The sequence below is a fragment of the Streptomyces sp. 351MFTsu5.1 genome (assembly GCF_000383655.1).
Classification (GTDB): Bacteria; Actinomycetota; Actinomycetes; order Streptomycetales; family Streptomycetaceae; genus Streptomyces; species Streptomyces griseorubiginosus.
On the sequence record NZ_KB911776.1, the window covers coordinates 335,413 to 359,472 of the forward strand.

The 24,060-nt window shown below is 70.7% G+C and carries 20 protein-coding genes; 11 read left to right on the forward strand and 9 right to left on the reverse strand.

Annotated features, from left to right (window positions below; all coding sequences use genetic code 11):
* Positions 1–78 precede the first annotated feature (78 nt).
* On the forward strand, positions 79–1,005 hold the full coding sequence (locus H295_RS42790) for a 2OG-Fe(II) oxygenase family protein (RefSeq protein ID WP_020134226.1): 927 nt from the start codon (positions 79–81) through the stop codon (positions 1,003–1,005).
* On the opposite strand, the gene H295_RS0104965 is transcribed toward H295_RS42790, so the two are convergent.
* Positions 1,002–1,994, reverse strand: coding sequence for an LLM class flavin-dependent oxidoreductase (locus tag H295_RS0104965; protein ID WP_234021565.1), 993 nt, complete (start codon positions 1,992–1,994; stop codon positions 1,002–1,004). The genes H295_RS42790 and H295_RS0104965 overlap by 4 nt on opposite strands.
* A gap of 29 nt (positions 1,995–2,023) precedes the next feature.
* Here H295_RS0104965 and H295_RS0104970 point away from each other — a divergent pair, with 29 nt between their 5' ends.
* Entirely contained in the window at positions 2,024–3,019 is a 996-nt protein-coding gene (locus tag H295_RS0104970) for an aldose epimerase family protein (RefSeq protein ID WP_020134228.1), read from the forward strand.
* A gap of 6 nt (positions 3,020–3,025) precedes the next feature.
* Here the strand turns inward: H295_RS0104970 and H295_RS0104975 are convergent, their stop codons facing one another.
* Entirely contained in the window at positions 3,026–3,670 is a 645-nt protein-coding gene (locus H295_RS0104975; protein WP_028809059.1) for a Type 1 glutamine amidotransferase-like domain-containing protein, read from the reverse strand.
* A 25-nt stretch (positions 3,671–3,695) separates the two neighbouring features.
* On the opposite strand from H295_RS0104975, the gene H295_RS0104980 reads away from it, so the two are divergent.
* The gene (locus tag H295_RS0104980) at positions 3,696–4,517 is read left to right on the forward strand and encodes a BtpA/SgcQ family protein (RefSeq protein WP_199788556.1); all 822 of its coding nucleotides are present in this window, start codon (positions 3,696–3,698) and stop codon (positions 4,515–4,517) included.
* The gene (locus H295_RS0104985; RefSeq protein WP_020134231.1) at positions 4,514–5,578 is read left to right on the forward strand and encodes an SIS domain-containing protein; all 1,065 of its coding nucleotides are present in this window, start codon (positions 4,514–4,516) and stop codon (positions 5,576–5,578) included. The genes H295_RS0104980 and H295_RS0104985 overlap by 4 nt, the downstream gene beginning before the upstream one ends.
* A 73-nt stretch (positions 5,579–5,651) precedes the next feature.
* Here H295_RS0104985 and H295_RS42795 read toward each other — a convergent pair whose 3' ends face one another.
* From H295_RS42795 to H295_RS47110, 5 genes are read right to left on the reverse strand one after another with little or no spacing between them, the layout of a single operon-like run.
* On the reverse strand, positions 5,652–6,914 hold the full coding sequence (locus H295_RS42795; RefSeq protein WP_020134232.1) for an ATP-grasp domain-containing protein: 1,263 nt from the start codon (positions 6,912–6,914) through the stop codon (positions 5,652–5,654).
* Positions 6,911–7,873, reverse strand: a complete 963-nt coding sequence (locus H295_RS44685) for an NAD(P)/FAD-dependent oxidoreductase (RefSeq protein ID WP_158691021.1) — start codon at positions 7,871–7,873, stop codon at positions 6,911–6,913. Before H295_RS44685 ends, H295_RS42795 begins: the two co-directional genes overlap by 4 nt.
* A gap of 53 nt (positions 7,874–7,926) precedes the next feature.
* Entirely contained in the window at positions 7,927–9,708 is a 1,782-nt protein-coding gene (locus tag H295_RS0105000) for an ATP-binding cassette domain-containing protein (protein ID WP_020134234.1), read from the reverse strand.
* On the reverse strand, positions 9,705–11,633 hold the full coding sequence (locus H295_RS42805) for an ABC transporter ATP-binding protein (protein ID WP_051135499.1): 1,929 nt from the start codon (positions 11,631–11,633) through the stop codon (positions 9,705–9,707). The genes H295_RS0105000 and H295_RS42805 overlap by 4 nt, the downstream gene beginning before the upstream one ends.
* Before the next feature lie 2 nt (positions 11,634–11,635).
* A complete protein-coding gene (locus H295_RS47110; RefSeq protein ID WP_020134236.1) occupies positions 11,636–12,163 on the reverse strand; it encodes a hypothetical protein in 528 nt (175 codons plus the stop codon).
* Between the two features lie 521 nt (positions 12,164–12,684).
* Between H295_RS47110 and H295_RS42810 the strand changes: the two genes are divergently transcribed.
* Both H295_RS42810 and H295_RS42815 read left to right on the forward strand, forming a co-directional pair.
* Positions 12,685–13,854 carry a GNAT family N-acetyltransferase gene (locus H295_RS42810; RefSeq protein ID WP_020134238.1) on the forward strand — a complete coding sequence of 390 codons (1,170 nt, stop codon included), beginning with the start codon at positions 12,685–12,687 and terminating at the stop codon, positions 13,852–13,854.
* A gap of 405 nt (positions 13,855–14,259) precedes the next feature.
* Positions 14,260–15,168, forward strand: a complete 909-nt coding sequence (locus H295_RS42815) for a ParB/RepB/Spo0J family partition protein (protein WP_234021574.1) — start codon at positions 14,260–14,262, stop codon at positions 15,166–15,168.
* A 238-nt stretch (positions 15,169–15,406) separates the two neighbouring features.
* Here H295_RS42815 and H295_RS0105030 read toward each other — a convergent pair whose 3' ends face one another.
* The gene (locus H295_RS0105030) at positions 15,407–17,854 is read right to left on the reverse strand and encodes an FtsX-like permease family protein (protein WP_020134241.1); all 2,448 of its coding nucleotides are present in this window, start codon (positions 17,852–17,854) and stop codon (positions 15,407–15,409) included.
* Positions 17,848–18,591, reverse strand: coding sequence for an ABC transporter ATP-binding protein (locus H295_RS0105035; protein WP_020134242.1), 744 nt, complete (start codon positions 18,589–18,591; stop codon positions 17,848–17,850). The genes H295_RS0105030 and H295_RS0105035 overlap by 7 nt, the downstream gene beginning before the upstream one ends.
* Before the next feature lie 399 nt (positions 18,592–18,990).
* Here H295_RS0105035 and H295_RS0105040 point away from each other — a divergent pair, with 399 nt between their 5' ends.
* From H295_RS0105040 to H295_RS0105060, 5 genes are all read left to right on the forward strand, one after another.
* Entirely contained in the window at positions 18,991–20,271 is a 1,281-nt protein-coding gene (locus H295_RS0105040; RefSeq protein WP_020134243.1) for a sensor histidine kinase, read from the forward strand.
* A gap of 17 nt (positions 20,272–20,288) precedes the next feature.
* A complete protein-coding gene (locus tag H295_RS0105045; protein ID WP_020134244.1) occupies positions 20,289–20,903 on the forward strand; it encodes a response regulator in 615 nt (204 codons plus the stop codon).
* 221 nt (positions 20,904–21,124) lie between these two features.
* A complete protein-coding gene (locus tag H295_RS0105050) occupies positions 21,125–22,636 on the forward strand; it encodes a DUF2252 domain-containing protein (RefSeq protein WP_078616571.1) in 1,512 nt (503 codons plus the stop codon).
* 152 nt (positions 22,637–22,788) lie between these two features.
* Positions 22,789–23,604, forward strand: a complete 816-nt coding sequence (locus tag H295_RS0105055) for a J domain-containing protein (protein WP_028809061.1) — start codon at positions 22,789–22,791, stop codon at positions 23,602–23,604.
* A gap of 56 nt (positions 23,605–23,660) precedes the next feature.
* Positions 23,661–23,990, forward strand: coding sequence for a rhodanese-like domain-containing protein (locus H295_RS0105060; RefSeq protein ID WP_020134247.1), 330 nt, complete (start codon positions 23,661–23,663; stop codon positions 23,988–23,990).
* Positions 23,991–24,060: the final 70 nt, after the last annotated feature.

Sequence of the window (24,060 nt, forward strand, 5' to 3'; positions counted from 1 at the left end):
ATGGACTCAAACACGACGTGTGGCTTACCGTCTGACACCGAGATCTGCAGGCCGGACCTTTGGGGAGAGTTGGAGGCCATGCACGTAGCGACCATTGAATACACCAACCCGCACGCACCGGCCGAGTTCGCCGCGTCCATGCATGCGACCGGTTTCGGAGTCGTCGTCAACCATCCGCTGGCCGCGACGGGTCTGCCCGAACAGATCCAAGAGGAATGGGCGAGATTCTTCGCCACCGACGCCAAGGTGAAGTACGCGAATTCCGGAGGGCAGGACGGATTTTTTCCGTCACCGGTGAACGGTGGTCCCGACGCACCGAAACTCGATCGCAAAGAATTCTTTCAGGTCATGCGGGACGGCAGATATCCGGAAGAGGTGTCGGATTCCGCGCTGCGGTACTTCGACGAGGCCAGGCACCTTGCGGCCATGCTTCTCGGCTGGCTCGGCGACGCCGTGCCGACCAGTGTCTCGCGCCGGTTCGCCATGCCGCTGCCGCGCATGCTGGAGGGCTCCTTCAGTACGACCCTGCGGATCCAGCGCTACCTTCCGGCGACCGGCGAGGAGACCCCGGACTCCCTGCGCGGGCTGTCCCACACCGATCTGAACCTGATCACGGTGCTGCCCGCCCCTCGGGAACCAGGACTGCAGGTGCGTGACAGCGCGGGCGAGTGGCACGACGTGCCCTGCGATGCCGGAGCCTTCGTGATCAATGCGGGGGAGATGCTCGAGCAGATCACCGGCGGGTACTACCGGGCCACCGAGCACCGGGTACGGTTCCCCGCCGGCGGGGACGGCGGGCGCTCGCGCTTCTCCATGCCGATGTTCCTGCATCCCGCCGGCGACATCCGGCTGAACGAGCAGTACACGGCGGCCTCCTTCCTGCGCAAGCGGATCGACGACCTGCGCAGGATGGGCTGGCGCCCGGCACCGGGCGGACAGGCGGACGACGGCGACGAGGCAGTCGGCGCAGGAGCGGATGGCGGCCGAGTGCCCACCCGGCCCTAGCTTCCGGTGCGCAGTGCGGGGATCACCTCGGTCGCGAACAGCTCGATGGTCCGCCAGTCCAGTGGAGGCCGGGAGCCCAGCAGGAAGTCCCGCACACCGAGTTCAAGATAGGGCTTCAGCCGCTCCACGCACTCCTCGGGAGTGCCGAACACCAGGTACTCCGACCACAACGGCGAGTCCGGCGGCAGGATCCGGGCGACGGCCCTTCTCCGCTCCTCGACTTGCTGCCTGTCCTCGCCGAGGACGGCACGGAAGGTCATCGACTGCCGGATCTCGCCAGGGTCCCGGCCCACGGCGGCGGCATGATCGGCCAGTGCACCGAGCCTGCGTCGGTACGTCTCCGGCTCGGCCACGAGCGTGTTCCAGATGTCGGCGTGTTCGGCGACGATGCGCAGCATGCGTTTCACGCCCTCGCCGCCGATGACGAGGGGAAGCCGCTGCTGCAAGGGTTTGGGCTCCAGGTGCGCGGCGGAGAGCCTGAAGTGCTTCCCCGTGAAGTCCGTTACTTCCTCGTCCCACAGCCCGCGCAGGACCCGGCACGCTTCGTCCAGCATGTCCAGCCGCTGTCCGGCCGGCGGGAAGGGTATCCCGTACTGCTCGTAGCCGAGATCGTCACCGGCGGCACCGATACCGAACTCCAGACGCCCGCCGGACACGTGGTCGATGGTGGCGGCGGCGGCAGCAGCCACCGCGGGGTGCCGCCAGGTGACCGCCGAGACGAGCATGGCGCAGCGTATACGACTCGTGCGCGCGGCCAGCGCGGACAGCAGCGTGGTGCCCTCGAAACAGGGGCCGCCGGGGCCGCCGATGGGTGGGCGGAAATGATCGAAACAGGAAATCCAATCGTAGCCCAATTCCTCCACCCGCTGCCACAGGTCGACCATTTCCGGAAAGGACGTGTACTGCTGGCCTGAATGAATTCCGAACCGGATTGATTCTCCGTATACACGCATACGTCGAGTGCTCCCGAGGGTCTCGCTGAACATCATGTGTCGCAATATATTCCGTGGAGGGAACCTTGAAAATCCAGAGACAGCTTGTCGGACGGACGAACACCCCGCAGGGAGCCGACCTGCCGGTCGACGCATACACCCTCGACAACGGCGACGATCTGGCTGTCACCGTCTGGACCTACGGCGCCACCCTGGTCGAGGTCCGCACGCCCGGCCGGGACAACCGGACCGACAACGTGGTCGTGCGGCTGCCCGGGCTCGGCGACTACGAGGACCGCGGGCGCAATGCGTACGTCGGGGCGACGGTGGGGCGGTACTGCCGCTGTGTCCGGGACGGCCGGATGGTCCTCGACGGTGTGCCGCACCAGCTGGCGCGCAACGAGGGGCCGCACCATGTGCACGGCGGCAGCGAAGGCTTCGACCGGAGGGTGTGGGCGGCCGAGGCGGGCCGTGACGGCGACGACCTGGTGCTGCGGCTGTGTCTTGACAGCCCCGACGGCGACCAGGGCTATCCCGGCGCGGTCAGGGCGGAGACGGTCTACCGGGTCGACCGTGAGACCGGACTGACCATCGAGTTCAGTGGTACGACGACGGCGCCGACCGTCTTCGGCCTCACCAATCACGCCTTCTGGAATCTGGCCGGACACGGCACGATCGACGGGCACGAGCTGGCAGTCAACGCGAGCAGCAGCGTGCTCTTCGACGGCGAGCTGCCGCTCGCCGGGCCGCCCGCGGACATCCGGGGAACCCGGCTGGACTACCAGGACGCGCGCAGGATCGGAGACGAAGCGCTCGACAACTTCTTTGTGCTCGACGACCCCTGGCTGTGGGCCGCGCAACTGCACGATCCGGGCAGCGGCAGGTTGCTCGAGGTCCGCACCGAGGGGCCGGGGATGGGCGTGTACTCGGGTGACAAGATGCTCACCCCGCGGGCTGGGCTGGCCCTGGAACCGGGTTGTTTCCCGGACGCGCCCAACCGCCCCGACTACCCGTCGGCGCGGCTGGACCCGGGTCAGACGCGCACCGAGAGCACGATCTACCGCTTCTCGGTCGCTCCCTAGAGCCGGTCAGCCGACGACCCGTACATCGCCGTCGACGACGATCACCTCGCCGTCCCGCAGCGCCACGAACGGCTCATGGTGGTCGATGTAGTACTGGACGGTGTGCTCGATCTCGTCGGTCTCGGGGTGGTCGGAGCGGTAGTGCGGTGCGACCGCGAAGGGCAGCAGGCCGAGCCCGTCCCACAGCGGAGGACCCGCGGGGTAGCCGGCCGGGACGTGGTCCGGGTCGTCCACATGGCCGGCGATCCCGCGCAGGGTGGTGCCGGCGACGGCCGCGGCGGCGCTGTAGCCGCCGAGGACCAGGGAGTCGGCGGCCAGGAACTCCTGGAGCAGCTCGTCGGCACCGCTGTGCAGGAGGGCACGGCGCAGGACGAACGTGTTTCCGCCCCGCACATACACCAGATCGAAGTTTTTCAGAGTTTTCCGGAGAGAGCGGTCACCACTGAAATAGTCGCGGAGGTCGAGTTCCTCCGGATCCAGCCCTACCGATTGCAGTTCCGTGACCTCTCGCTCCAGGGAAGCGTTTCGGGAGTCCACGTCCTGGAAGTCATACGCATTCATCACGAGTGCCGTGCGCGTGCGCCCGTCGAGCAGGCGTAGCAACTCCTCAGGACGATTCCCGATGCGAAAAGAAGAAAGATAAAGACGCATAACGCGCAGTATACGAGGTGATCCCTTGAGTCAGGTTGAGAAGCACAGGGCGGCAGGCGGTCGGCCGGGCAAGGTGTGCCTCGGTGTCGTCCACCTCGATCCGCTGCCCGGCACCCCCTTCCACGAGGACGGGTCCTTCGGCCGGATCCTCGACGACGCCATGGCGTCCGTGCGGGCGCTGTACGAGGGCGGCGCGCACGGTGCCCTCCTGCAGACCGTCGACCGCGTCTACACCACCCGCGACGAGTCCGACCCGGCCCGGATCGCCGCGATGAGCGTGATCACCCGGGCGGCCCGGGAGGCCACCGGCGACGGCTTCCGGATCGGGGTGCAGCTCATGCGGCACGCCACGAAGGCGTCGCTCGCGGTGGCGAAGGTCTGCGGAGGCGACTTCGTGCGGGCGACCGCGATCGTGGGCGCCACCGTCAGCACCCACGGCCTGGTGCAGGCGGACCCGCTCGACGTGATGGAGTACCGGCGGAAGATCGACGCGTGGGACGTCCAGGTCATCGCCGACGTGGACTCGATGCACTTCCAGTGGCTCGGCGGTGGCGTACCGACGGAGTCGATAGCCCGTCAGGCCGCGTTCGTCGGCGCGGACGCGGTGTGCCTGGGCAGCCCGGACGAGGAGCGGACGCTCGCGGCCGTCGCGGCGGTCCGGCGGACGGCGCCCGACGTGCCGGTCTTCCTCGCGGGTCACACCGACCACGAGAACGCGGCGCGGCTCATGGCTCACGCCGACGGGGCGTTCGTGAGCAGCTGCCTCAACGGCTGGAAGGGCCGGATCCAGGTGGAGAAGGTCGCCGCCTACATGGACATCCTGTGCTCCCTGGAGGACGCCGAGTGACCGCACGTCAGGCTTACACGACCGAGGAGATGCGTCGCCAGGCCCGGTCCCTGGCGGCGGAGCTCACCCGGGTGGTCGACCACCTCGCCCGGACGACCGCGGACGGGGCGCTGGACCGGGCGGCCCGCGGAATACGCCGGGTGGTGCTCACCGGCAACGGGGACTCCTATCACGCGGCGCGAGCGGCGGAGCTGGCCTTCGCGAGCTTCACCGGTCTCCTCTGCGAGCCGCTGAACGCCCAGCGGTTCCTCGACTACGGCGCCGTCGGGCCCGGCGGCGACGGGCGGGACACCCTGGTTGTCGGGATCTCCGCGTCCGGTGGCAGCAGGGCCGTGACCCGTGCGCTGGAGGAAGCAGCGCACCGGGGTTCGCCGACCGTCGCGGTGACCGTGTCGGCGGGCAGTCCGGTGACGGGGGCGGCGGACATCGGTGTGATCGCCCCGACCGGTCCGAGGCAGGCGTCGCCGGGCATCGTCACCTACCAGGCCTGCCTGACCGCGCTTCTCGTCGTCGCCGTGCGGCTCGGTGCCGCACGGCAGCCCGTGCGGCCGCTGCTGGACGAGCTGCGTGCCGCCGCCGACGCCGTGTCGGCGACCGTCGACGCACTGGAGGCACCGTGTCATGAGCTGGCTCAGGAGGTGGCGGCGGATCCCGGCCCGCTGGTGGTGACGGGTACCGGACCACAGGCGGGCACCGCCAAGTACGCGGCGGCGAAGGTGGTGGAGGCGTGCGGGCTGCCCGCGTTCGCCCAGGACCTGGAGGAGTGGTGGCACGTGGAGCGCTTCGCGTTCCCCGGCGACAGCCCGTTGCTCGTGCTGGCCCCGCCCGGCCGCAGTCATGCGCGCGCTGTCGACCTGGTCGTACGCGGAACGGAGCTCGGGCGCCGGGTCGTCGCCGTCGCCCGGCACGACGACGGCGCCATGGGCGTCGCGCATCGGGTGCTGCCGACGCACGGCGTGCTGCGCGAGGAGTGGAGCCCGCTGGTCGACCACGTCTTCGCGGGCCTGTTCGGTGCCGCGCTCGCGGACGCACTGGGCCGGGTCCCGTTCTCGGGTCGCTGAGGCGACGGCCACCCGTCCCGGACCGCCTCCGGTGCCCGCCCAGGACCTGGGCGGGCACCGGAGGCCCGGTGGGCTACTCGACCTCGACCGGGTGAGCCTCCGCCAGTTCGGTACCGGTCTTCAGTAGATCGTCCTCGCTGTCGGCGCCGTAGATGACCATGACGCAGACGCTGGCGGAGGACTGCCCCAGGGTCACCTCCGAACCGACGCCGGGGCCGATGGAGACATCGAGAACGTGGTCGTGGGCGAGCAGTTCGTCACGGGTCGGCATACGGGTCACGCGGCCGGAGCGGAGCGGCGTGATGTTGAGCATGCCGACGTACCGGAACGGGCTCTTGCGAAGCGGCAGTTCGGAGAGGGCGCCGTCGAGCATCTCGTGCGCGGCGATCTCCCGCTCGTCGACGCCGACGGCGGCTCCGACCAGCTGGGCCACGGTGAGGCCGCCGAGGCGGCTGGCGATTTCGGAGAACACCAGCCGACCCGTGCCGTGCTCGCGGAAGAACTCCAGGTGCGTCGGGCCCCGGGTCAGGCCGAGCTGTTCGTTGAGCCGCCGGTGCAGTTCCCGGACCTCCGCGTACAGGCCGGCGTGGTCCTCCTCGTCGAGCAGGACCGACAGGCCGGGTCCCGCGCCCTCGCGCAGTTGCAGTGGCGGGGTGACGTAACGGCTGACGCAGAAGACCCACGGTTCGCCGTCCCGCCAGACGGCGTCGACGTGGAATTCCTCGCCGTCGATGTACTCCTCGGCGAGCAGGTGCTGGGAGCGCAGCTCAGGCGCGTACCGGAAGTCCTTGAGGGCGGCCCGGAGTTCCTCGCGGTCGCGGGCGACCGTCGTGGACACGGTGCCCCAGCCGTTGGCGGGCTTGACGACAGCCGGGTAGCCGACGGCGTTCTCCAGCTCCGCGAGGGCGTCGTCACCTTCGTCCACGAAGGACGCCGGGTCGGGCACGGAGCAGGTGCGGGCGGTGTGCAGCCCGGCCGCACGGGCCTGCCGTTTCATCAGCCGCTTGTCGCGCGTGGCCAGCACCACGGAGGACGAGGGCTGGTCCGCGGAGAGCAGATGGGCAAGGTGGGCGGCCGCGTACTGGCTGAACTCGTTGGAGGACATCACCTTGTCGATGTCGACGCCCTCGCTGATGAGGTCCGCCGCGACGGCGCTGAGTTCCTCGAGCGCGTCGAAGGAGGAGACGTAGTAGACCTTCTCGAAGCGTGCCAGGGCATCGGCGCCGAGCCCCTGCGGGGTCCGCTCGTGCACGACGTAGAGGGCGACGTCGTCGCGGTCGAGCACGGGAGCCGCCCAGTACGGGCTGTACCTCACCAACAGTACGTTCATCGTCATGCCTTCTGTCCCTGTTCGCCGGGAGTCTTCTTCAACTGGGACCAGTACGAGTCGAGGAGCGGCCCGAACGCGATGTCCTCGCAGATCGAGCGGGCCGCGTTGATGCCGCTGGCGGCCGCCCCGGTCCACATGAAGTACGGCCCGTTGCCGGATCCGTTGCCGGCGCACCACACGCGGGGATTCGAGGTCTGGCCGAGCGTCGTCGTACTGATGCCGCCGTTCTCGTTCAGTTCGAGGCCGAGCTGGGGAACGAAGCGGAGGTTGTGCTTCTTCACGCCGGGAATGAGCACGGCTCCGGCGGCCACCTCGGCACCTCCCTTGGTGTGCAGGGTCATCGAGCCTTCCGCGTCCCGGTCGGCCCCGGTGACCTCGTCGACCAGGACGATCCCGCCGGCTTGGCGCAGCCGTTCGGCCATGGCGGTCCCGGCGGCGTCCTCGTCCGAGACGACGGCGGTCATGGTCGTCGCGTACTGGATGGACATCAGCGCCATGCCGATGGCCTCCAGCCCCCTGCCGACCGACGCGAAGGGCTTTCCGTCGTGCTCGTGGGTGTGGCAGAAGGGGCATTCGAAGGCCGTCTTGCCCCAGACGCCCTCGGGCAGCCAGGCGGGCAGCTCGTCGATCGGCCCGGTCGCGAGCAGCAGACGGTGGGCGGTGTGGCGGCCACCGCCACGGGTCCGTACGACCACGCCGGCGTCGTCCGCCTCGGCTTCGAGGACCTCGTCCCACACGAGGTCGACGCCGTACTCCCGGGCGGTCTCCTCCATCGAGCCGTACAGCTGCGCCGGTGGGACCCCTTCCGCGTAGGGCACGTTGTGCACCGCGTCGACGCACGAATTGCGACGGTTCTCCGTCGACACCACCAGCACCCGCAGCTTGGCGCGGGCGAGCATGACCGACGCGGTCAGACCCGCGGCTCCGGCACCGACGACCACCACATCATGGGGAGGGGACGACACGATTCTCCTTCTGTAGCCTGCGCGGGCGATCGGCACGGCCCGCAGCCCGTTCATCAGTTCCGGTAGGCGACCGCCTGCATGCGGAACAGGTCCGCGTACACGCCGCCCAGCGCCATCAGTTCCTTGTGGTCGCCCATCTCCGCCACGGAGCCGCCCTCGACGACGACGATCAGATCCGCCATCTGAACGGTGGAGAACCGGTGGGAGACCACCAGGGTGACCGTTCCGCAACGCTCGCCGAGGGTCTTCGCCAGCGCCATCTGCCTCCGGTAGACCGCGTACTCGCTGCGCGGGTCCAGGGAGGCGGTCGGCTCGTCGATGACGCACAGCAGCGGTGCGGTCCGCATGTGGGCGCGACTCAGGGCCACCCGCTGCCACTGGCCGGTCGACAGTTCCTTCCCGTCGAACACGCGGCCGAGCTGGGTGTCGAGACCGTCCGGGAGTCCGGCGACGATCTCCTCCGCGTCCCCGTCCGCGATCGCCCGGGCCAGCCGGTCGGGCTGGTCGGCTGCGGTGAGGTCACCCACGCCGACCGACTCGCGCACGAGGAACAGGAACCGTGCGAAGTCCTGGAAGTTGGCGGTCGTACGGGACCACCAGTGCCTGGCGGGGATGTCATTCAGCCGGACGCCGTCGACGAGGACGGCGCCCTCGGTCGGTTCGTAGAACTTGGCCAGCAGCTTGACGATGCTGGTTTTCCCCGCCCCGTGCTCCCCGACGACGGCGACGGTTGCTCCGGCCGGCAGATGCAGGTCGATCCCCTTGAGCACCCACGTGTCCGTGCCCGGGTACCGGAACGACACTCCGTCCAGCGTGATGCCGTCGGTCAGCCGGTCCGGCACGCGGGCCTCCGCCACGCCGGTGCGGTAGGCCGCCGCGTGGTCCTCCAGCCACAGGAAGGCGTCCAGCGCACTCATGCCGTCGGTCGTGCGCTGCAAGGACCGTACGACGCCCTCGGCCTGGGCGCGGAGCGTGTTGGTGAGGGTGACCAGCAGCAGTACGTCACCGGGCTGCGCCCGCCCGGAGGACACGTCCCGCACGATGAGCAGCAGGGCGGTCACGTATCCCAACGAGAAGACCGCCCACCCGGCGATGCCCAGCCCGGCACTCACCCACTGGGCCCGAGCCTGTGTGCGGATGATCCGGTCCCACACGTCCCGCCCCTGGCTCCGCAGCCGCGGCCCTGCCCCGGCGATGCGTACCTCCATGTTCGGCGTCGCCTCGGTCAGCAGGGCCTGTATGTGCTCCGCCTGACGGACATCCTGCGCGACCGCGACAGCCGCCTTCCGGATCCCGTGCTGCCCTCGGCGCGGCAACCACAGCGCCGGTACGAGCAGCAGCGCGAGGACGAGCAGGACCGGTGCCGTCATCGCCAGGATGGCGAGCACCACGCACAGCCTGACCAGCATCGTCACGCCGTCCAGAAGCACCCATCCGCACCGGGCGATGACGTCCCCGCTGCCGCGCACCATGGCTATCCGGTCCGCGTACTCGGGGCGTTCGAGGTGCTCGATGCCGTCCAGTCCGGCGATGAGACCCAGGATCCGCTCGTCCAGGTCCACCCCGATGGCCTCGTCGAGCAGATTGACGACGTTCAGCCGGGCGGAGGCCCCGACCACGGTCACCGCATAGCTGAGCGCGGCGCCCGCCGTGGCGATCAGCGCGTCCCGCATGTGCTCGTCCAGCGCGCTCTGGATCAGCATCCGCAAGGTGAGCGCGAAGGTTCCGGTGGCCAGTACATCGGCCGCCGCGAGGACGGCGAACGCGACGACCCAGCCACGGTGCCGCTGCCACGAGAGCCCGAGGAGCCAGCGCAGCGCCTGTCCGCGGGTCATGGGGAGGTCACCTCGTTGTCGTGATCGGGGGGCTCGGTCAGGGCGTCGTCGGCGGCGAACCGGGCGGCCTGCAGGCGGAACATGCCGGCGTACTGGCCGTCGAGGGCCAGCAGTTCGTCGTGCGTGCCCGTCTCGACCACCCGACCGCCGTCGAGCACGGCGATCCGGTCGGCCCTGCGTACGGTGGACAGCCGGTGGGAGATCAGCAGGACGCTCGCTCCCCTGGCGTGTTTCATCACCCGGGAGAAGACGTCGAGTTCGGCGCGGACGTCGAGGTGCGCGGTCGGCTCGTCGAGGACGAGCAGCCGGGCACCGCACGCGGTCGCGTACAGAGCCCTTGCCAGCGCGACACGCTGCCACTGTCCGCCGGAGAGGTCGATGCCGTTCGTGTATCCGCGCGCCAGCGGCGTGTCCCAGCCCAGCGGGGCTCGTGCAACGAGGCCGGTGATGCCCGCCTGGTGCGCGATGTCCTCCAGCAGCCGGGCCGGCGCGGGGTACCCGGGTGCGCCCTGGACCACGTTGTCCCGCAGGGACATCTCGTAGCGCGTGAACTCCTGGAAGACGACGGTGATCTGCTGTCGCCAGGCTTCCGGGTCCAGTTTCGTCAGCGGCACCCCGTCGACCGTGACCGCTCCCGCCGTGGGCTGGTACATGCCGGCCAGCAGTTTGGTCAGCGTGGTCTTCCCCGCGCCGTTGACGCCGACCAGGGCCAGGAGCTCGCCGGGCCTGATCACGAGATCAAGGCCGCGCAGGGTCCTGCGTTCGCTGCCCTCGTAGCGGAAGTCCACTTCTTCGAACCGCACCAGAGGCGGCGGGGCGGACGGGGCCTCCTGCGGGTCCACGGCATCGCGGGGCACCGGCTGTGCGGGTGCGGGCGTGGCCGGTGAGCCGTCCCGCGCCGTGAACCGCTCGGCGAGCCGGTCGGCCGCCTGGAGCGCCGGCATACCGGCGAACTCCACGTCGTACGCCTCCGTGTCCCAGCGGCTGACCGCGAGGACACCCCAGAACGCGCCGAGGTGGACGGCGAGTTGGCCGGCAGAGATGCGTCCGGACGCCGCCGAGAGTCCGAGCTGGGCGAGTCCGGCCGCCGTGGCGACGGTGAGCAGCACGAAGTGCCACCGCAGTCGCAGCAGAAGGCCGCGGCGCACTGACGCCGTCCCGTCCACGCGGTCGCCTGTGACCTTGTGGTACCGGCCGATCGCCCATTCGGCGAGACCGAAGACGCGCAGTTCCTTCGCGGCCCATGGAGCCGCGGCGACCTGGGTGAAGTAGTCCTCCCGGCGCATCTCGGGCGCCCACCCGCGCACCTCGGCGTGCTGCTTCATCCACTGCCGACGGGTGGAGGCCCGTACGTACAGCGAGACCGTCAGCATGCACAGCGCCAGCGGCCAGGAGAAGAACGCGAGGACACCTGCCGCGACGCAGGCTCCGACCGTCCGGGTCATGATCGTGAGCTGGCCGGCCGCCCCCGTGCCCACGGTGTAGAACACCCAGTTCGGCAGCCCTTTCATCACAGCCAGGGTGAGATCGTCCTGTGTGGCGGGGTCCTCCAGGCGTGCGATGCCCTCGGACCGGGTCACCAGGTCCCCCATCCGCAGCCGCTGGTGGGCGTTCACTCGTTGGGCCGCCACGACGCGCAGCGCCGAGTGCAGGAACTCGAACGCCTGCGAGGCGAAGATCAGCGCGCCCACGGCCAGGGTCAGCAGGGTGAGTGTGTGTCCGTCGCCCGGATCGGACACGAGACGGGAGACCAGGGTGCCTGTCATCAGGCCCGTGGCCGTGGGGAGCAGCGCGAGCGAGAGGTCCACGAAGGTCAGTGCGGCGAAGGCGGGCAGGCCCGCCGCACGGAGCATTCCCGCCAGACGCCAACGGTCCCGCAGCGTGACCGCAGCGTCCCGAACCGCCTTCGGTCGGCACTGTTCCATCGCTACTGCCGTATCCCGAGGTCGTTCTGGAGATAGATACGGCGCACGCCGCCGTGGGCGAGGACGGGACCGTAGGGACGAAACCCGAATTGCTCGATGAGGAGCACGGTGTTCGTGAGATCAGGATTGGTTTCGGCCCGAATCGCCGTCGCCCCGTATTCGAGTGCAACCTCCATCGCCCGGCGCACGCACATCAGGCCCGTCAATTCCCCGCCTGCGACCCGGGCCGGGAGCACGGCCATCCGCTGCATGTAGATCGGCCTGTCCGTATCGGGGAAGATGTCCGTACCAGTGGTGAACGGCGGTGCCCACGTCAAGGTGAACATGCCTGTCGCCACGCCGCCCTGCCGGAGAAGATGTACGGCACCCGCGGACACCAGCCCATCGGTGCTCTTCCGGTTTCGCTGTGGCACCGGAGTTCCGTATTTCGCTGCGATAAAGACGTCCGACGCGCAGAGCAATTCGTGTACTTCAGCTGCTTCAGCGGCGATTGACCACCCGTCGGACAACTCGGTGCCCTGCTTCGTCATGGCGCTCAATATGCGGCACGGGGCCAGGGGCTGTCCATGTTCGCCGACACGCGAACGCGGCAGGAGGTGTTCGACTGCGGACGGTTCACAGTCGAACAGTGGAACGGCCATATGACGGAGCAACGGAACAGACATTGTGCCGTGTTCGAGTCGTCCGGGCCGGACGGAGACCGGGTACGCGTGTACGGTGACGCACCGGATGCGTCCCCCCTCGACCACCTGGGCATTCAGGTCCCCGCGCACGGAGCTGTAGCGCTGCCTCCTCCGGCCGGGGCACCACGTCCCGATGCCCGGTCGCCGCGGGGCTCTGCGCCGGTGAACCGTCATGCGGACAAGGGCACATCGTCGACCGACCAGTCCTCGGCCGCATCGCTGCACGCGCCCGTTGGGGGGAGGGTACGGGCCGCCACCATCTGCTCGCGGCCGTCCTGGACGGGCATCCAGGCCACCGGCGCCGGCAGCCACTCGACCTGGGCCCCGCGCCGGGACGGCCACGTCTCGGCGGAGAGAAGGACACACACATGGCCGGAAATGACCTCGCCGCGATCGACGGCACCGCGCCCGTACGGCATGTCCGCGGACCGGACGACCTCCCGGGCTGGGACGCCCTCGTAGAAGGCTCCTCCTTCTACCTCTCCTCCAACTGGCTCCGCTTCGTCGACACCAGCCCCACCGGCGAACCGCACTACTTCGCGCTGCGGGAGGGAACCGACGTGGTCGCCGGCCTGCCCGCGCACTGGAACCCGCGAGACCCGCACGCCGGTTACCAACCTGCGGCCTTGCTACGGCGCGAGGGCGTCGGCCCAGCCCTGACGGTCGGCGGTCGGCGGGGCTACTGCTCCGCGGTGCCGGTCCCGCCGGGCCGGTCGCGGACCACGGCGGCGCAGCACACCGCGAAACTGCTGGCTCACGCCCTGGAGGAGCTGCCTCAGGCCGAGGGCCGCTGGTGGTGGCCCTATCTCACCCCGGACTCGGTGGACACCGCCGTCGCCGCCGCCCGTCTCCTGGGACCGCTCACGGCGGAGGAGGTCCATCTGGTGGGCGCGGACTGCGTCGTCGACCTGGTGGGCGACAGTCCGGAGGACTTGCGCAGCTCACTGCCCGCCAGGCAACGCCGGACCAACTGGCAGCGTGAAGTAAGGCGGTTCGCGGAGAGTGGTCTGCGGATCCGCCGTACCCGGCTGTCCGAGGTCTGCGACGAAGGAGCACCCCTTCTCGCCCAGGTGCAGTGGAAATACGGCCACGACGAGACCGTCGAGCAGCAGCGCTCCTCCTTGCGGCGGCAGGCCGAGTACCTCGACGACCTCTCCGTCGTCTTCGAGGCCAGGGACGCCGAGGGGCGCCTGGCCGGCTTCTCCCTCTGTTACGACTGGGGTACCGAACTGAGCCTGCGCCTGGTGGGTTTCGACTACGCCACAGCGTCCGACTCCGCGACGTATGCCCAGGTCATGCTGCACGCCCCGCTCCAGTACTGTTACGAGCGGGGCCTGCGCCGCCTGCACCTGGGCACGGAGTCGTACGAGGCGAAGTGCCGCCGAGGGGCTCGTGTCCGTCCTTTGTGGGCCGTCGCCCCGGGAGTGCCGGTCCAAAGGAGTGCCCTGCTCGACCAGGCGACCCGGCTGGCCGCGGCCCTGCCTGCCGGTGAGGCGGCCCGGTTCGTCGAGACGGTACGGACGAGCCCGGCTTCTTGATGTCGCCGATAGCCCGATTTGCAATTATTTGCGCGATATGAGCGATATGCGTGCTGTGCATGATACGGCGAAAGGTATCCCGCTTTTCACGTCCTTTCCGATCCACTTTCACCATGCATGCACATTTCGGGAAGGTGTCCGGTCGCAGCGGTCGCTTATTTTTGTCCAAAAAGCGTGGTGGTCGGTTGCGCGCCAGGGGTGGCCGTGATCAGATTTTACGGGTGCATGTCCGGGCCGCCTGGTCGCCCGGACATCTGCGGCTGAATGACTGAAACTGTGCGCCGCAAGGACGGGGAAACGGCCTTGATATTTCACGAAGACGACGTACGACTGACTGCACTCCTGGAACGGAACCCAGTCGTACGAATCCCTATCAGTTCCATCCTCCCCGCGGATTCACCGCGCCTGGACGGCGAACGTCCCGACCACATTCGATTGCTCGTAGAATCCGATGTGCATTTCCCCCCCATTGTTGTGCACCGGGCCACCATGCGTGTAATCGACGGAATGCACAGACTCCGCGCCGCGGCATTGCGAGGAGACAAATCCGTAGACGTCCGATTCTTCGACGGTGCTGCGGAGGACGCCTTCGTTGTCGCGGTCGAGATGAATGTGCGGCATGGATTACCTCTCTCCCTGTCCGACCGGAAAGCGGCAGCCGCGCGCATTGTCACCGAGCATCCCGAACTTTCGGACCGGGCCATATCGCCCATCACCGGACTGTCTGCACGGTCGGTGAGAGCGGTGAGAGACCAACTGGCCGACAACAACGAGCGGGATTCCTCGTCGAGGGTGGGGCGCGACGGCCGGGTTCGTCCGTTGAACAGCGCCAGCGGGCGCGAGCTGGCCGCGGCGTTGCTGCTCGAGAACCCTGATGCGTCGCTGCGCGAGATAGCAAGGGCCGCGGGACTGGCTCCGTCAACCGTGATGGACGTGCGGGACAGATTGCGCTACGGGCAGGATCCGGTGCCGTCCAGCCAGCGCCGGGCGAAGAAGAACGCAGCAAGAGCGCAGAAAGCAGTCGCCCCCAATGCGGCCCGTGCGGTCAGCACGAAGGACCCCGTGGCGGACGCGACCGCACTGCAAAGACTCCGCAAGGACCCGTCTCTGCGGTTCAGCGAGATGGGGCGCGTGCTGCTGAACTGGTTGAGCAGCCAGCCGGAGCGGGAGAACTGGCAGGCGTTGCTCGGTAGCATTCCGCCCCATTGTGTGGAGAGCGTCCTGCAGGTGGCGCAGGCGAACGCAAGGGCATGGGAGGAGTTCACCGAACAGCTGAAGGGAGTGCGCGGCGAGAGCCGCGCGGCGATCGGATAGAGGTCGACGGGACGGGCCGTCTGCAACTCGGCATCCTGGCCCCGGACGCGCACCTGGGTCGTCGGGGCCAGGTCTTCGAGCTATCGGTGAGCTGTGGGCGACGTGGACGGCGCCACCGAGGCGGTCTTGGTCCCCGATGTTTCACGTGAAACACGCGCTGTACTGCCGTAGAGGCACGGCCAGTTGGGGTGGCGCCGACCGGGACGGGGAGGGTACCGACCGGCGTCGGTCAGGGGGGTCACTCCTGCATGCCGGCCAGTTCCACGGCACGTCGCCGCATGGCCAGCCCGGCGGGAGCCACGGAGAACACCACCGCGAGCACGGCACAGGCACTCACGGTCGCGCCCAGCTCCGCCCACGGCATCTCCACCGGGCCCCACACCGACAGCAGGCTGAGCGCGCTCCACAGGCCCGCCAGATTGAGCACCGCGACCAGGAGTCCGAGGACTCCGCCGACCGTGACGACCATCAGTGCCTCCCCGGCGACCAGCCGCAGCACCTGCCACCGGGTGGCCCCGGCCAGCCGTAGGACGGCCAGGTCGCGCACCCGGTCGGAGGTCGCCATGACCATGGTGTTGGCCAGGGAGATCCCGGTGTAGAGCAGGGCGATGCCGAGGACCAGGGCGAAGCCGTAGCGGCTGGTTCGGTCGGTGCCCGTCCCGTGGTGACTGGCCTGTACCCACTGGTCCTTGGTGAGGACGTGTCCGCCGGCCTTCGTCAGCGCGGCGGACACGGCGGCCGGGTCGGCGCCGTCGGTGAGCGAGACGTCCACCCGGTCGACGCTTGCGCCGGGGGCGTTGGCGGGGGTGACCCAGACCCCGTTGTTGCCGGTGCCGGTCGTCATCACCGCGGCGATCCGCAGCGACTTCTTCGTGCCGTCCCCGAGCCACACGTCGACGTGCTGTCCGACGGTGTGCTTCTCCCACTCCTCGTTGACGATGATCGAGTCGTCGTCGAGGTCGCTCACCTTCCCGGCGGCCAGCGGCAGACGCACGGTCGCGGCGAGCGGACCCGCATCGGCCGCGCGGGCCTCGGACTTGACGAGGGCGACACCGTCCTCCAGGACGTACACGGCACTCGACGAGGTCGCCGAGACCACGGCACCCCTGACCGCTTCGAACTTCTTCACGGTCGCCGCGTCGAACCCGGCGTCCCCGGCCGGGGTGACCACGAAGGAGGCGGCCGTCTGCTCGCGCGTCTCGGTGGCCTTCGCCTCGTTCAGCGTGGCCGTGGCGCCCAGCAGCGAGCCCGCGAGAGCGACGGTGACCAGGATGGGCGCCGCGATCGCCGCCGTACGACGGATGCCGGCGGCCGCGTTCTCCCGCACCAGCATGCCGCCCGCGCCGGGCAGTTGGGCCGGCAGCCAGGCGGTCAGCCGGACGAGGGGACGCACCAGCACCGGCGCGAGCAGCGCGATCGCGGTGATCAGCAGCATCGGACGGCTGACGTAGGTCTTGCGGTGCAGCAGCTCACCGGGGTCGGAGACCAGGGCGAGCCCCAGCGTCACCGCCGCGGTCACCAGCAGCCCCGTCCCGAACAGCCGGCGGCCCCAGGTCATCGCCTTGGTGTCCACGGACGCCTCGTGCAGCGCCTGGGTGGGCCCGATGCGGCCGGCCCGCCAGGACGCGGCGATCACCCCGAGCAGGGCGACGAGCAGACCGGTCCAGAAGGCCATGTGGTACGGCCAGGTGAAGTCGCCGATGGTGAACCAGCTGGGCGCGAGACCGCCGTCGACCACCCACGCGGCGAGCTTCGGGGCGCCGTACGCGCCGAGCACACAGCCCGTCGCCGACGCCGGCACGCCGACCACCAGGGCCTCGGCGAAGACCATCCGGCGGACCTGGCCGGGGGTGGCGCCCGCGGTGCGCAGCAGGCCGAACTCCCGGCGCCGCTGGGCGACCGCGAAGGCGAACGTGGACGCCACCACGAACACCGACACGAAGGCGGTGACCCCGCCCGCGGTGCCGAACAGGGCGTTCATCGCGGTGAGCGCCTCGCTGTCGCGGTCCGGATCGGCGTCGGCGAGACGGCGGTCGGTGCCGGTGAGGACTTGGAGGTCCTGGCCCTCGACGGCCGCGCGCACGTCCGCCGCGTCCGCCTTCACCACCAACTGGGTGCTGGTCGGGGACAGTTCCGCGGCCTGGCCGTCGGTGTAGAAGACGGCGTCCTCGAAGCCGCGTGAGGCGACGGTGCCGACGACCGTGACGGTGCCGCGGTCGGTCGTGACCCGCTCACCGGGCCGTGCCCAGTCGCCGGTGACGACGACCTCGCCCGCGGCCCGGGGAGCACGGCCCGCGTCGATCGCGTAGGGCGCGAAGGCGGCCGTGGACCAGGGGTGCCCGACCAGGTCGCCGGGAGCCTGCGCGGCCCGTACGGCGAACGACCGGTCCGCGACGACCGTGCCGAGCGCGCGGAGCCTGCCCATGGTCGCCTCGGGCACCACGCGCGGGTGGACGAGCTTCTGGGTGCGGTCGCCGATCGGGGGCGGCACGGTCAGGGTGTCCTGCCCCTGGACGACGACCGGCGCCGCGGCGAACCGCTCCGGCTGCCGCTCGGGCGCGTCCAGGGAGGAGGCGAGGGCCAGACCCATCACGGCGAGCAGGGCGACACCCAGCGAGAGGGCGACGAAGCTGCCGACGAAGGTGACCCAGCGGGTGCGCAGGGTGCGCAGGGCGACGCTCAGCACGGCACGGTCTCCAGCCTGGTCATCCGGGCCGCGATGTCGTCCGCGCTCGCGCCGACCAGTTCGCCGTTGACGCGGCCGTCGACGAGGAGGACCACGCGGTCGGCGTAGGAGGCGGCGATCGGGTCGTGGGTGACCATGATGATCGTCTGGCCCTCCCGGTCGACCATCGAGCGCAGCAGGGCCAGCACCTCACGGCTGGTCTGCGAGTCCAGGGCGCCGGTCGGCTCGTCGCCGAAGAGCACCTCGGGGCGGGTGATCAGGGCGCGGGCCAGGGCGACGCGCTGCTGCTGGCCGCCGGACATCTCGGTCGGCCGGTGCCGGGCGCGCTCGCCGAGCCCGACCTGCTGGAGCACCTCGCGCACCCGGGACTTCGCGACCCGCTTGCCGGCCAGCCGCAGCGGCAGGGCGACGTTCTGCTCCGCGGTCAGCGCGGGCAGCAGGTTGAACGCCTGGAACACGAACCCGATGCGCTCGCGGCGCAGCAGCGTCAGCTTGGTCTCGCTGAGCTCGGTCAGCTCGGTGCCGCCCACCGAGACCGAGCCCGAGGTGGGGCGGTCCAGGCCCGCGGCGCACTGGAGCAGGGTCGACTTGCCGGAGCCGGAGGGGCCCATGACGGCGGTGAAGGTACCGCGCGGGAAGGAGAGGGAGACCTGGTCGAGGGCGGTGACGGCGCTGTCGCCCGCCTTGTAGCTCCTGCTGACGGAGCGCAGCTGGACGGCGTGGTTGTCGGTGTTCATCTGTCCCCACTTGGTGGCGGAATGGTCGGGGTGGCCGTGGTCCGTGGGGCCATGGCTGTTGCGGGCGTGTTGGGGGCGGCCGTGGCTAATGCGTGTGGGCACGGAGGGCGCGGGCTGATGCGTGTGGGCATGGCTGGTGAGAACTGATGCGTGTGGGCATGGCCGGTGCGGGCTGATGCGTGTGGGTACGGCCGGTGCGGGCTGATCTCTGTGGGCATGGCCGGTGCGGCTGAGTGGTGGCTCCACCAAACCGCGCGGGGCGGTCGCCACGCAGTGCGGCAGGGGCGAGAGTCGGGGTATGGCAGGGCCTACCCCCGACCCGCCCCCTGGCCCCATGGCCCAGGCACCGGCCGCCCTCCTACGGTGATGCGCATGCACCCTCGCAATGTGTGGCGGGCCATGTCCCGGCCGGGCTTCCTGCTGTCGGCGTGGCCCTGGCGTGCGGGCGGATATCTGCTGAGCGGCGCGGTCGCCGGTGTCTTCGCCCTGGTCGCCCTGGTGACGCTGGCGGCCGTCGGCGGTGTGCTGGCCGTGATCCTGGTCGGGCTGCCGCTGCTGCTCCTGCTCGCGCTCGCCGGCCTCCCGGTGGGCAGGGTCGAGCGGCACAGGCTGCGCCTGGTCGACCGGGACCCGGTGCCCGACTTTCACCGGACACCGGCCGCTCCGGGACTGCGGTCGTGGCTCAGGACCCGGCTCAGGGAGCAGCTGACCTGGCGCGAACTCGCGTACACCGTGCTGTTCGCGGCCCTGCTGTGGCCGCTGGACGCGCTGGTGGTCACGGTCGCGCTGTTCTTCCCGCTCTCCATGGTCGCCACCCCGCTCCTCATGGCCACGGTCGGGGGCGGCCACGAGACGAAGGTGCTCAAGCAGTGGACGGTCACCACCTGGCCGACCGCGTTCGGGGTCGCCGTGCTCGGTGTGCTGCTGCTGGCCCTCGGCGCCTACGTCCTGGGCGTCGCGGCCGGCGCCCGCGCCGAGCTGACCCGGCTGCTGATCGCCGACCGGGACGGCGACCTGGGCGCCAAGGTCGTCGAACTGAGCCGGTCCCGGGTGCGGTTGGTGGACGCCTTCGAGGCGGAGCGCCGGCGCATCGAGCGCGACCTGCACGACGGTGCCCAGCAACGCCTGGTCGCCCTCACGATGACCCTCGGCCTGGCCCGCCTCGACGCCCCGCCGGGACCGCTCGCCGACCAGCTCGCCAAGGCCCACGACGAGGCGGGCCAGGCCCTCGCCGAACTGCGCGAACTCATCCACGGCATCCATCCGAAGGTCCTCGCGGACTACGGCATCGAGGCCGCCGTCGCCGACGCGGCGGACCGTTCCGTGGTCCCGGTGGACGTGGACCTCCGCCTTCCGGGACGGTTCGACCAGGCGGTGGAGGCCGCCGCGTACTTCGTCGTCTGCGAGGCCCTCGCCAACATCGCCCGGCACAGCGGGGCGAGCCGCGCCGAGGTGCGCGGCGGGTACACGGCCGGCCGGCTGCTGCTGGAGGTCGGGGACGACGGCCGCGGTGGCGCCGACGCCTCGGCGGGCAGCGGACTGACCGGACTCGCGGACCGGGTGTCGGTCCTCGATGGCAGACTCTCGCTGTCCAGCCCGCCGGGCGGACCGACCCTGCTGCGTGTGGAGTTCCCTTGCGAGGCGACCGAGTTGAGCGAGGCGGCCGATCGCTTCGCGTAGTCCTGGCCGAGGACAGCGTGCTGCTGCGCGAGGGCCTCACAGGCCTGCTCGGCCGCTGCGGCCACGAGGTCGTCGCCGCCGTCGGCGACGCGCGGGCGCTGATCGCGGCGGTCGAGGAGCACGCCCCGGACATCGTCGTCACCGACGTCCGGATGCCGCCTGGCTTCCAGGACGAGGGCCTGCACGCGGCGGTCCGCCTGCGCGAGAGCCGCCCCGCCCTGCCGGTGCTGGTGCTCAGCCAGTACGTGCAGCGCACCTACGCCTCCGAACTCCTCGACTCCGGCGACGGCACCGGCATCGGCTACCTGCTCAAGGACCGGGTCGGCCAGGTCGAGGAGTTCGTCGACGCCCTGGCCGAGGTGGCGGCCGGCGGCACCGTGGTCGATCCCGAAGTCGTACGGCAGCTGCTGCGCCGCCGCCGCGATCCGCTGGAGCGGCTCACCCCGCGCGAGCGGGAGGTCCTCGCGCTGATGGCGGAGGGCAAGTCGAACGGGGCCATCGCCCGCGAACTGGTGGTCTCCGACGCGGCGGTGGGCAAGCACATCGGGGGCATCCTGACCAAGCTGGACCTGCCGCCGGCGGACGAGACGCATCGCCGGGTGCTGGCCGTGCTGGCGTATTTGCGGGCGTGACCGGGCCGACGCGTGCCACGCCGGCCGCCTGGACCCACGACCGGGCTGTGGACAAGGGCCCACGACCGGGCTGTGGACAAGGTCGGCTGACAGTCGCCCGGTTGTCCACAGGGTCTGACGCGTTTCGGCCGGTGGCTGTACGGTCTGCACCAGTTGATGATCCTGACGCGCGGACCGGACGGCGGACCGGCGCGGAGCAAGGTGCGGGGGAGGCGGTCGGGATGACCGAGACCGGTGCGGGGGCACAGGGCGGTGGCGCGGCGGCGGAGTCCGCAGCGAGTGGGTCCGCAGGGAGTGCGTCCGTCGGAACTGGGTCCGGGAATGCGTCCGTCGGAAGTGCGGCGCGGCGGCCTGTCGTGCGCGGTTTCGCCCGGTGGCCCGCGGAACCGCACAAGGACTCGCCCAAGAAGCAGGGCAAGGCGCTGCGCGAGAGCGTCCCGCGCAGTGCTCATGCCGCGCTCGACCTCGACATCTCCCGCCCGGGTGCGGTCGAGGCGGTCGAGGAGTCGAGCCGTGGCCGCATCCCCGAGCTGACCCCGCTGCGGGTCGGGCGGATGGCGGCCACACCCTTCGCCTTCCTGCGCGGCTCGGCGGGCCTCATGGCCTACGACCTCGCCCGCACGCCGATGACCAGGATCGGCGCCCAGATCTGCGGCGACGCCCACGCGGCCAACTTCGGCCTGTACGGCGACGCCCGCGGCGGACTGGTCATCGACCTGAACGACTTCGACGAGACGGTGCACGGCCCCTGGGAGTGGGACCTCAAGCGGCTCGCCGCGTCCCTGGTCCTCGCGGGCCGGGAGACCGGTGCCGACGAGGACACCTGCCGTGCGGCGGCCCACGGCGCGGTCGGCGCGTACCGGCGCACCATGCGGCTGCTGGCCAAGCTGCCGGTACTGGACGCGTGGAACGCCATCGCGGACGAGGAACTCGTCTCCCACACCGACGCCCACGACCTCGTCGGCACCCTGGAGCGCGTCTCGGAGAAGGCGCGGGCCAACACCAGCGGGCGCTTCGCCGCCAAGTCGACCGAGCCCACCGAGGACGGCGGCCGGCGGTTCGTGGAGGCTCTGCCGGTGCTCCGCCGGGTGCCCGACGCGGAGGCCGCGGCGGTGGCCACGTCCCTGGAGCACTACCTGACCACGCTCTCCGAGGACCGCCTGCCGCTGCTGGCCCGGCACGCGGTGCACGACGTGGCGTTCCGGGTCGTCGGCACGGGCAGCGTGGGCACCCGCTCCTACGTCGTCCTGCTCCTCGACCACCGTGGCGAACCGCTCGTCCTCCAGGTCAAGGAGGCCAGGCCCTCGGCCCTCGTGCCCCACCTGGTCACCGCGGGCTTCGAGGCCCCGGAGGTCGGTCACGAGGGCCGCCGGGTGGTGCTGGGCCAGAAGCGGATGCAGGTCGTCAGCGACAACCTGCTGGGCTGGACGACCGTCGAGGGCCGCCCCTTCCAGGTACGGCAGTTCCGCAACCGCAAGGGCAGCGTCGACCCCGCCGCCCTGTCCGCCGACCAGATAGACGACTACGGCCGCATGACCGGCGCCCTCCTGGCCCGCGCCCACTCCCACAGCGTCGACCCCCGTCTGGTCTCCGGCTACTGCGGCAAGAACGACGAACTCGACGAGGCGATCGCCACGTTCGCCGTCACCTACGCGGACCGCACGGAGGCGGACCACGGCGAGCTGGTGGCCGGGATCCGGTCGGGGAGGGTGGCGGCGGAGACGGGCGTGTGAGGAGGCGAGGGCATCCTGACGGCCCTGCCTGCAACCACCCGAGGGGCGCGGGGAACTGCGCGATCAACCCCCACCGGCCGATGCTCGCTCGACCACCTGACTCGGCACCCCGGATGGCGTCCCCGTCACACCGACACGGTTACGCTGTCCGGATGACGTCCCCGGAACCCGACGGCACAACCGCCGCAGGCACAGGCACCGCGCGGCTGGAGCGAGCCGTGCGGGCCGCCGAGCAGGCGCTCATCGAGTACGAGATCGCGGTGGAGACCTTCCGCATCGAGGTCGAGAACTTCTCCCGCCTGCACCACCAGCGGCTCGGCCCGGTCTATGCCCGCCTCGACGAGCTGGAGGCGCGGATCGCCGAGGCCCGGGCCGCCCGTACCGGCGATCCCGAGGACCTGCGCAAGGCGGAGGAGGCCCGCGCCCGGGTGCTGCCGATGCCCGGGGTGGAGGAGCTGTTCCACGGCTGGATGGACGGGGAGGGTCTCTTCCCGGAGGCCGCCGCCATGCTCACCGACCAGCCGGTGCGGCCTCCGCAGCGGGTGCGCCCCAGCGACGAGGCCCGCAAGCTCTATCGCGAGCTGGCCCGCAAGGCCCACCCGGACCTCGCCCAGGACGACACCGAGCGGGCCCGGCGCGAGGAGTTCATCACCCGGGTCAATGCGGCCTACTCCCGCGGCGACGAGGCGCTTCTGCGGGAACTGTCCGAGGAGTGGGCCGCCGGGCCCAAGCTCCCGGAGCAGGGACCCACGCCCAGCGAGGAGCTCTACGCCCGCCTCGAATGGCTTTCCCAGCGCAAGGAAATGCTGTCCGTGGTCGCGCGGGAGCTGGAGGAGAGCGCGATCGGCTCGATGCTCCGGATGGCTCCGGACGACCCCGACCAGCTTCTCGAGGAGATCGCCGAGCAGCTCCTGGCCGACGTCTCCGCGCGCGAGACGGAGCTCGCGGAGCTGCTCGCGCAGGAGTGACCGGCAGGGCGCCGAGGGCGTCGGGTAGCGTCGGCACCATGAATTTCGGTGGTGGTGTGCCCACGGTCCAGGTCACGGACCTCAAGGACGACGATTTCCTGCTGGACGTCCGCGAGGACGACGAATGGCAGGCGGGGCATGCCGAAGGCGCGCTGCACATCCCCATCAGCGAGTTCGTGGCCCGCTACGGCGAACTGACCGAGGCCGCCCCGCAGGACGGCCGGGTGCATGTGATCTGCCGTTCCGGCGGGCGTTCGGCCCAGGTCACCATGTACCTGGCCCAGCAGGGCATCGACGCCGTGAACGTCGACGGCGGCATGCAGCTGTGGGCCGAGACCGGCCGCCCCGTGGTCACGGACGACGGCCGCCCGGGCTTCGTGCTCTAGCCTCCGGCGAGTACGGGGTCTCGGCCTCCGAACGGGCACGGGGTCTCGGCCTCCGGCGGGCACGGGGCAC

What these genes read in the sequence shown, in the direction of transcription:
- H295_RS42790 (WP_020134226.1), top strand. Translation starts at nt 79, where the DNA reads ATGCACGTAGCGACCATTGAATACACCAACCCGCACGCACCGGCCGAG.
- H295_RS0104965 (WP_234021565.1), bottom strand. Translation starts at nt 1,994, where the DNA reads ATGATGTTCAGCGAGACCCTCGGGAGCACTCGACGTATGCGTGTATAC.
- H295_RS0104975 (WP_028809059.1), bottom strand. Translation starts at nt 3,670, where the DNA reads ATGCGTCTTTATCTTTCTTCTTTTCGCATCGGGAATCGTCCTGAGGAG.
- H295_RS42795 (WP_020134232.1), bottom strand. Translation starts at nt 6,914, where the DNA reads ATGACGATGAACGTACTGTTGGTGAGGTACAGCCCGTACTGGGCGGCT.
- H295_RS0105000 (WP_020134234.1), bottom strand. Translation starts at nt 9,708, where the DNA reads ATGACCCGCGGACAGGCGCTGCGCTGGCTCCTCGGGCTCTCGTGGCAG.
- H295_RS42805 (WP_051135499.1), bottom strand. Translation starts at nt 11,633, where the DNA reads ATGGAACAGTGCCGACCGAAGGCGGTTCGGGACGCTGCGGTCACGCTG.
- H295_RS47110 (WP_020134236.1), bottom strand. Translation starts at nt 12,163, where the DNA reads ATGACGAAGCAGGGCACCGAGTTGTCCGACGGGTGGTCAATCGCCGCT.
- H295_RS42810 (WP_020134238.1), top strand. Translation starts at nt 12,685, where the DNA reads ATGGCCGGAAATGACCTCGCCGCGATCGACGGCACCGCGCCCGTACGG.
- H295_RS0105035 (WP_020134242.1), bottom strand. Translation starts at nt 18,591, where the DNA reads ATGAACACCGACAACCACGCCGTCCAGCTGCGCTCCGTCAGCAGGAGC.
- H295_RS0105040 (WP_020134243.1), top strand. Translation starts at nt 18,991, where the DNA reads ATGTCCCGGCCGGGCTTCCTGCTGTCGGCGTGGCCCTGGCGTGCGGGC.
- H295_RS0105050 (WP_078616571.1), top strand. Translation starts at nt 21,125, where the DNA reads ATGACCGAGACCGGTGCGGGGGCACAGGGCGGTGGCGCGGCGGCGGAG.
- H295_RS0105055 (WP_028809061.1), top strand. Translation starts at nt 22,789, where the DNA reads ATGACGTCCCCGGAACCCGACGGCACAACCGCCGCAGGCACAGGCACC.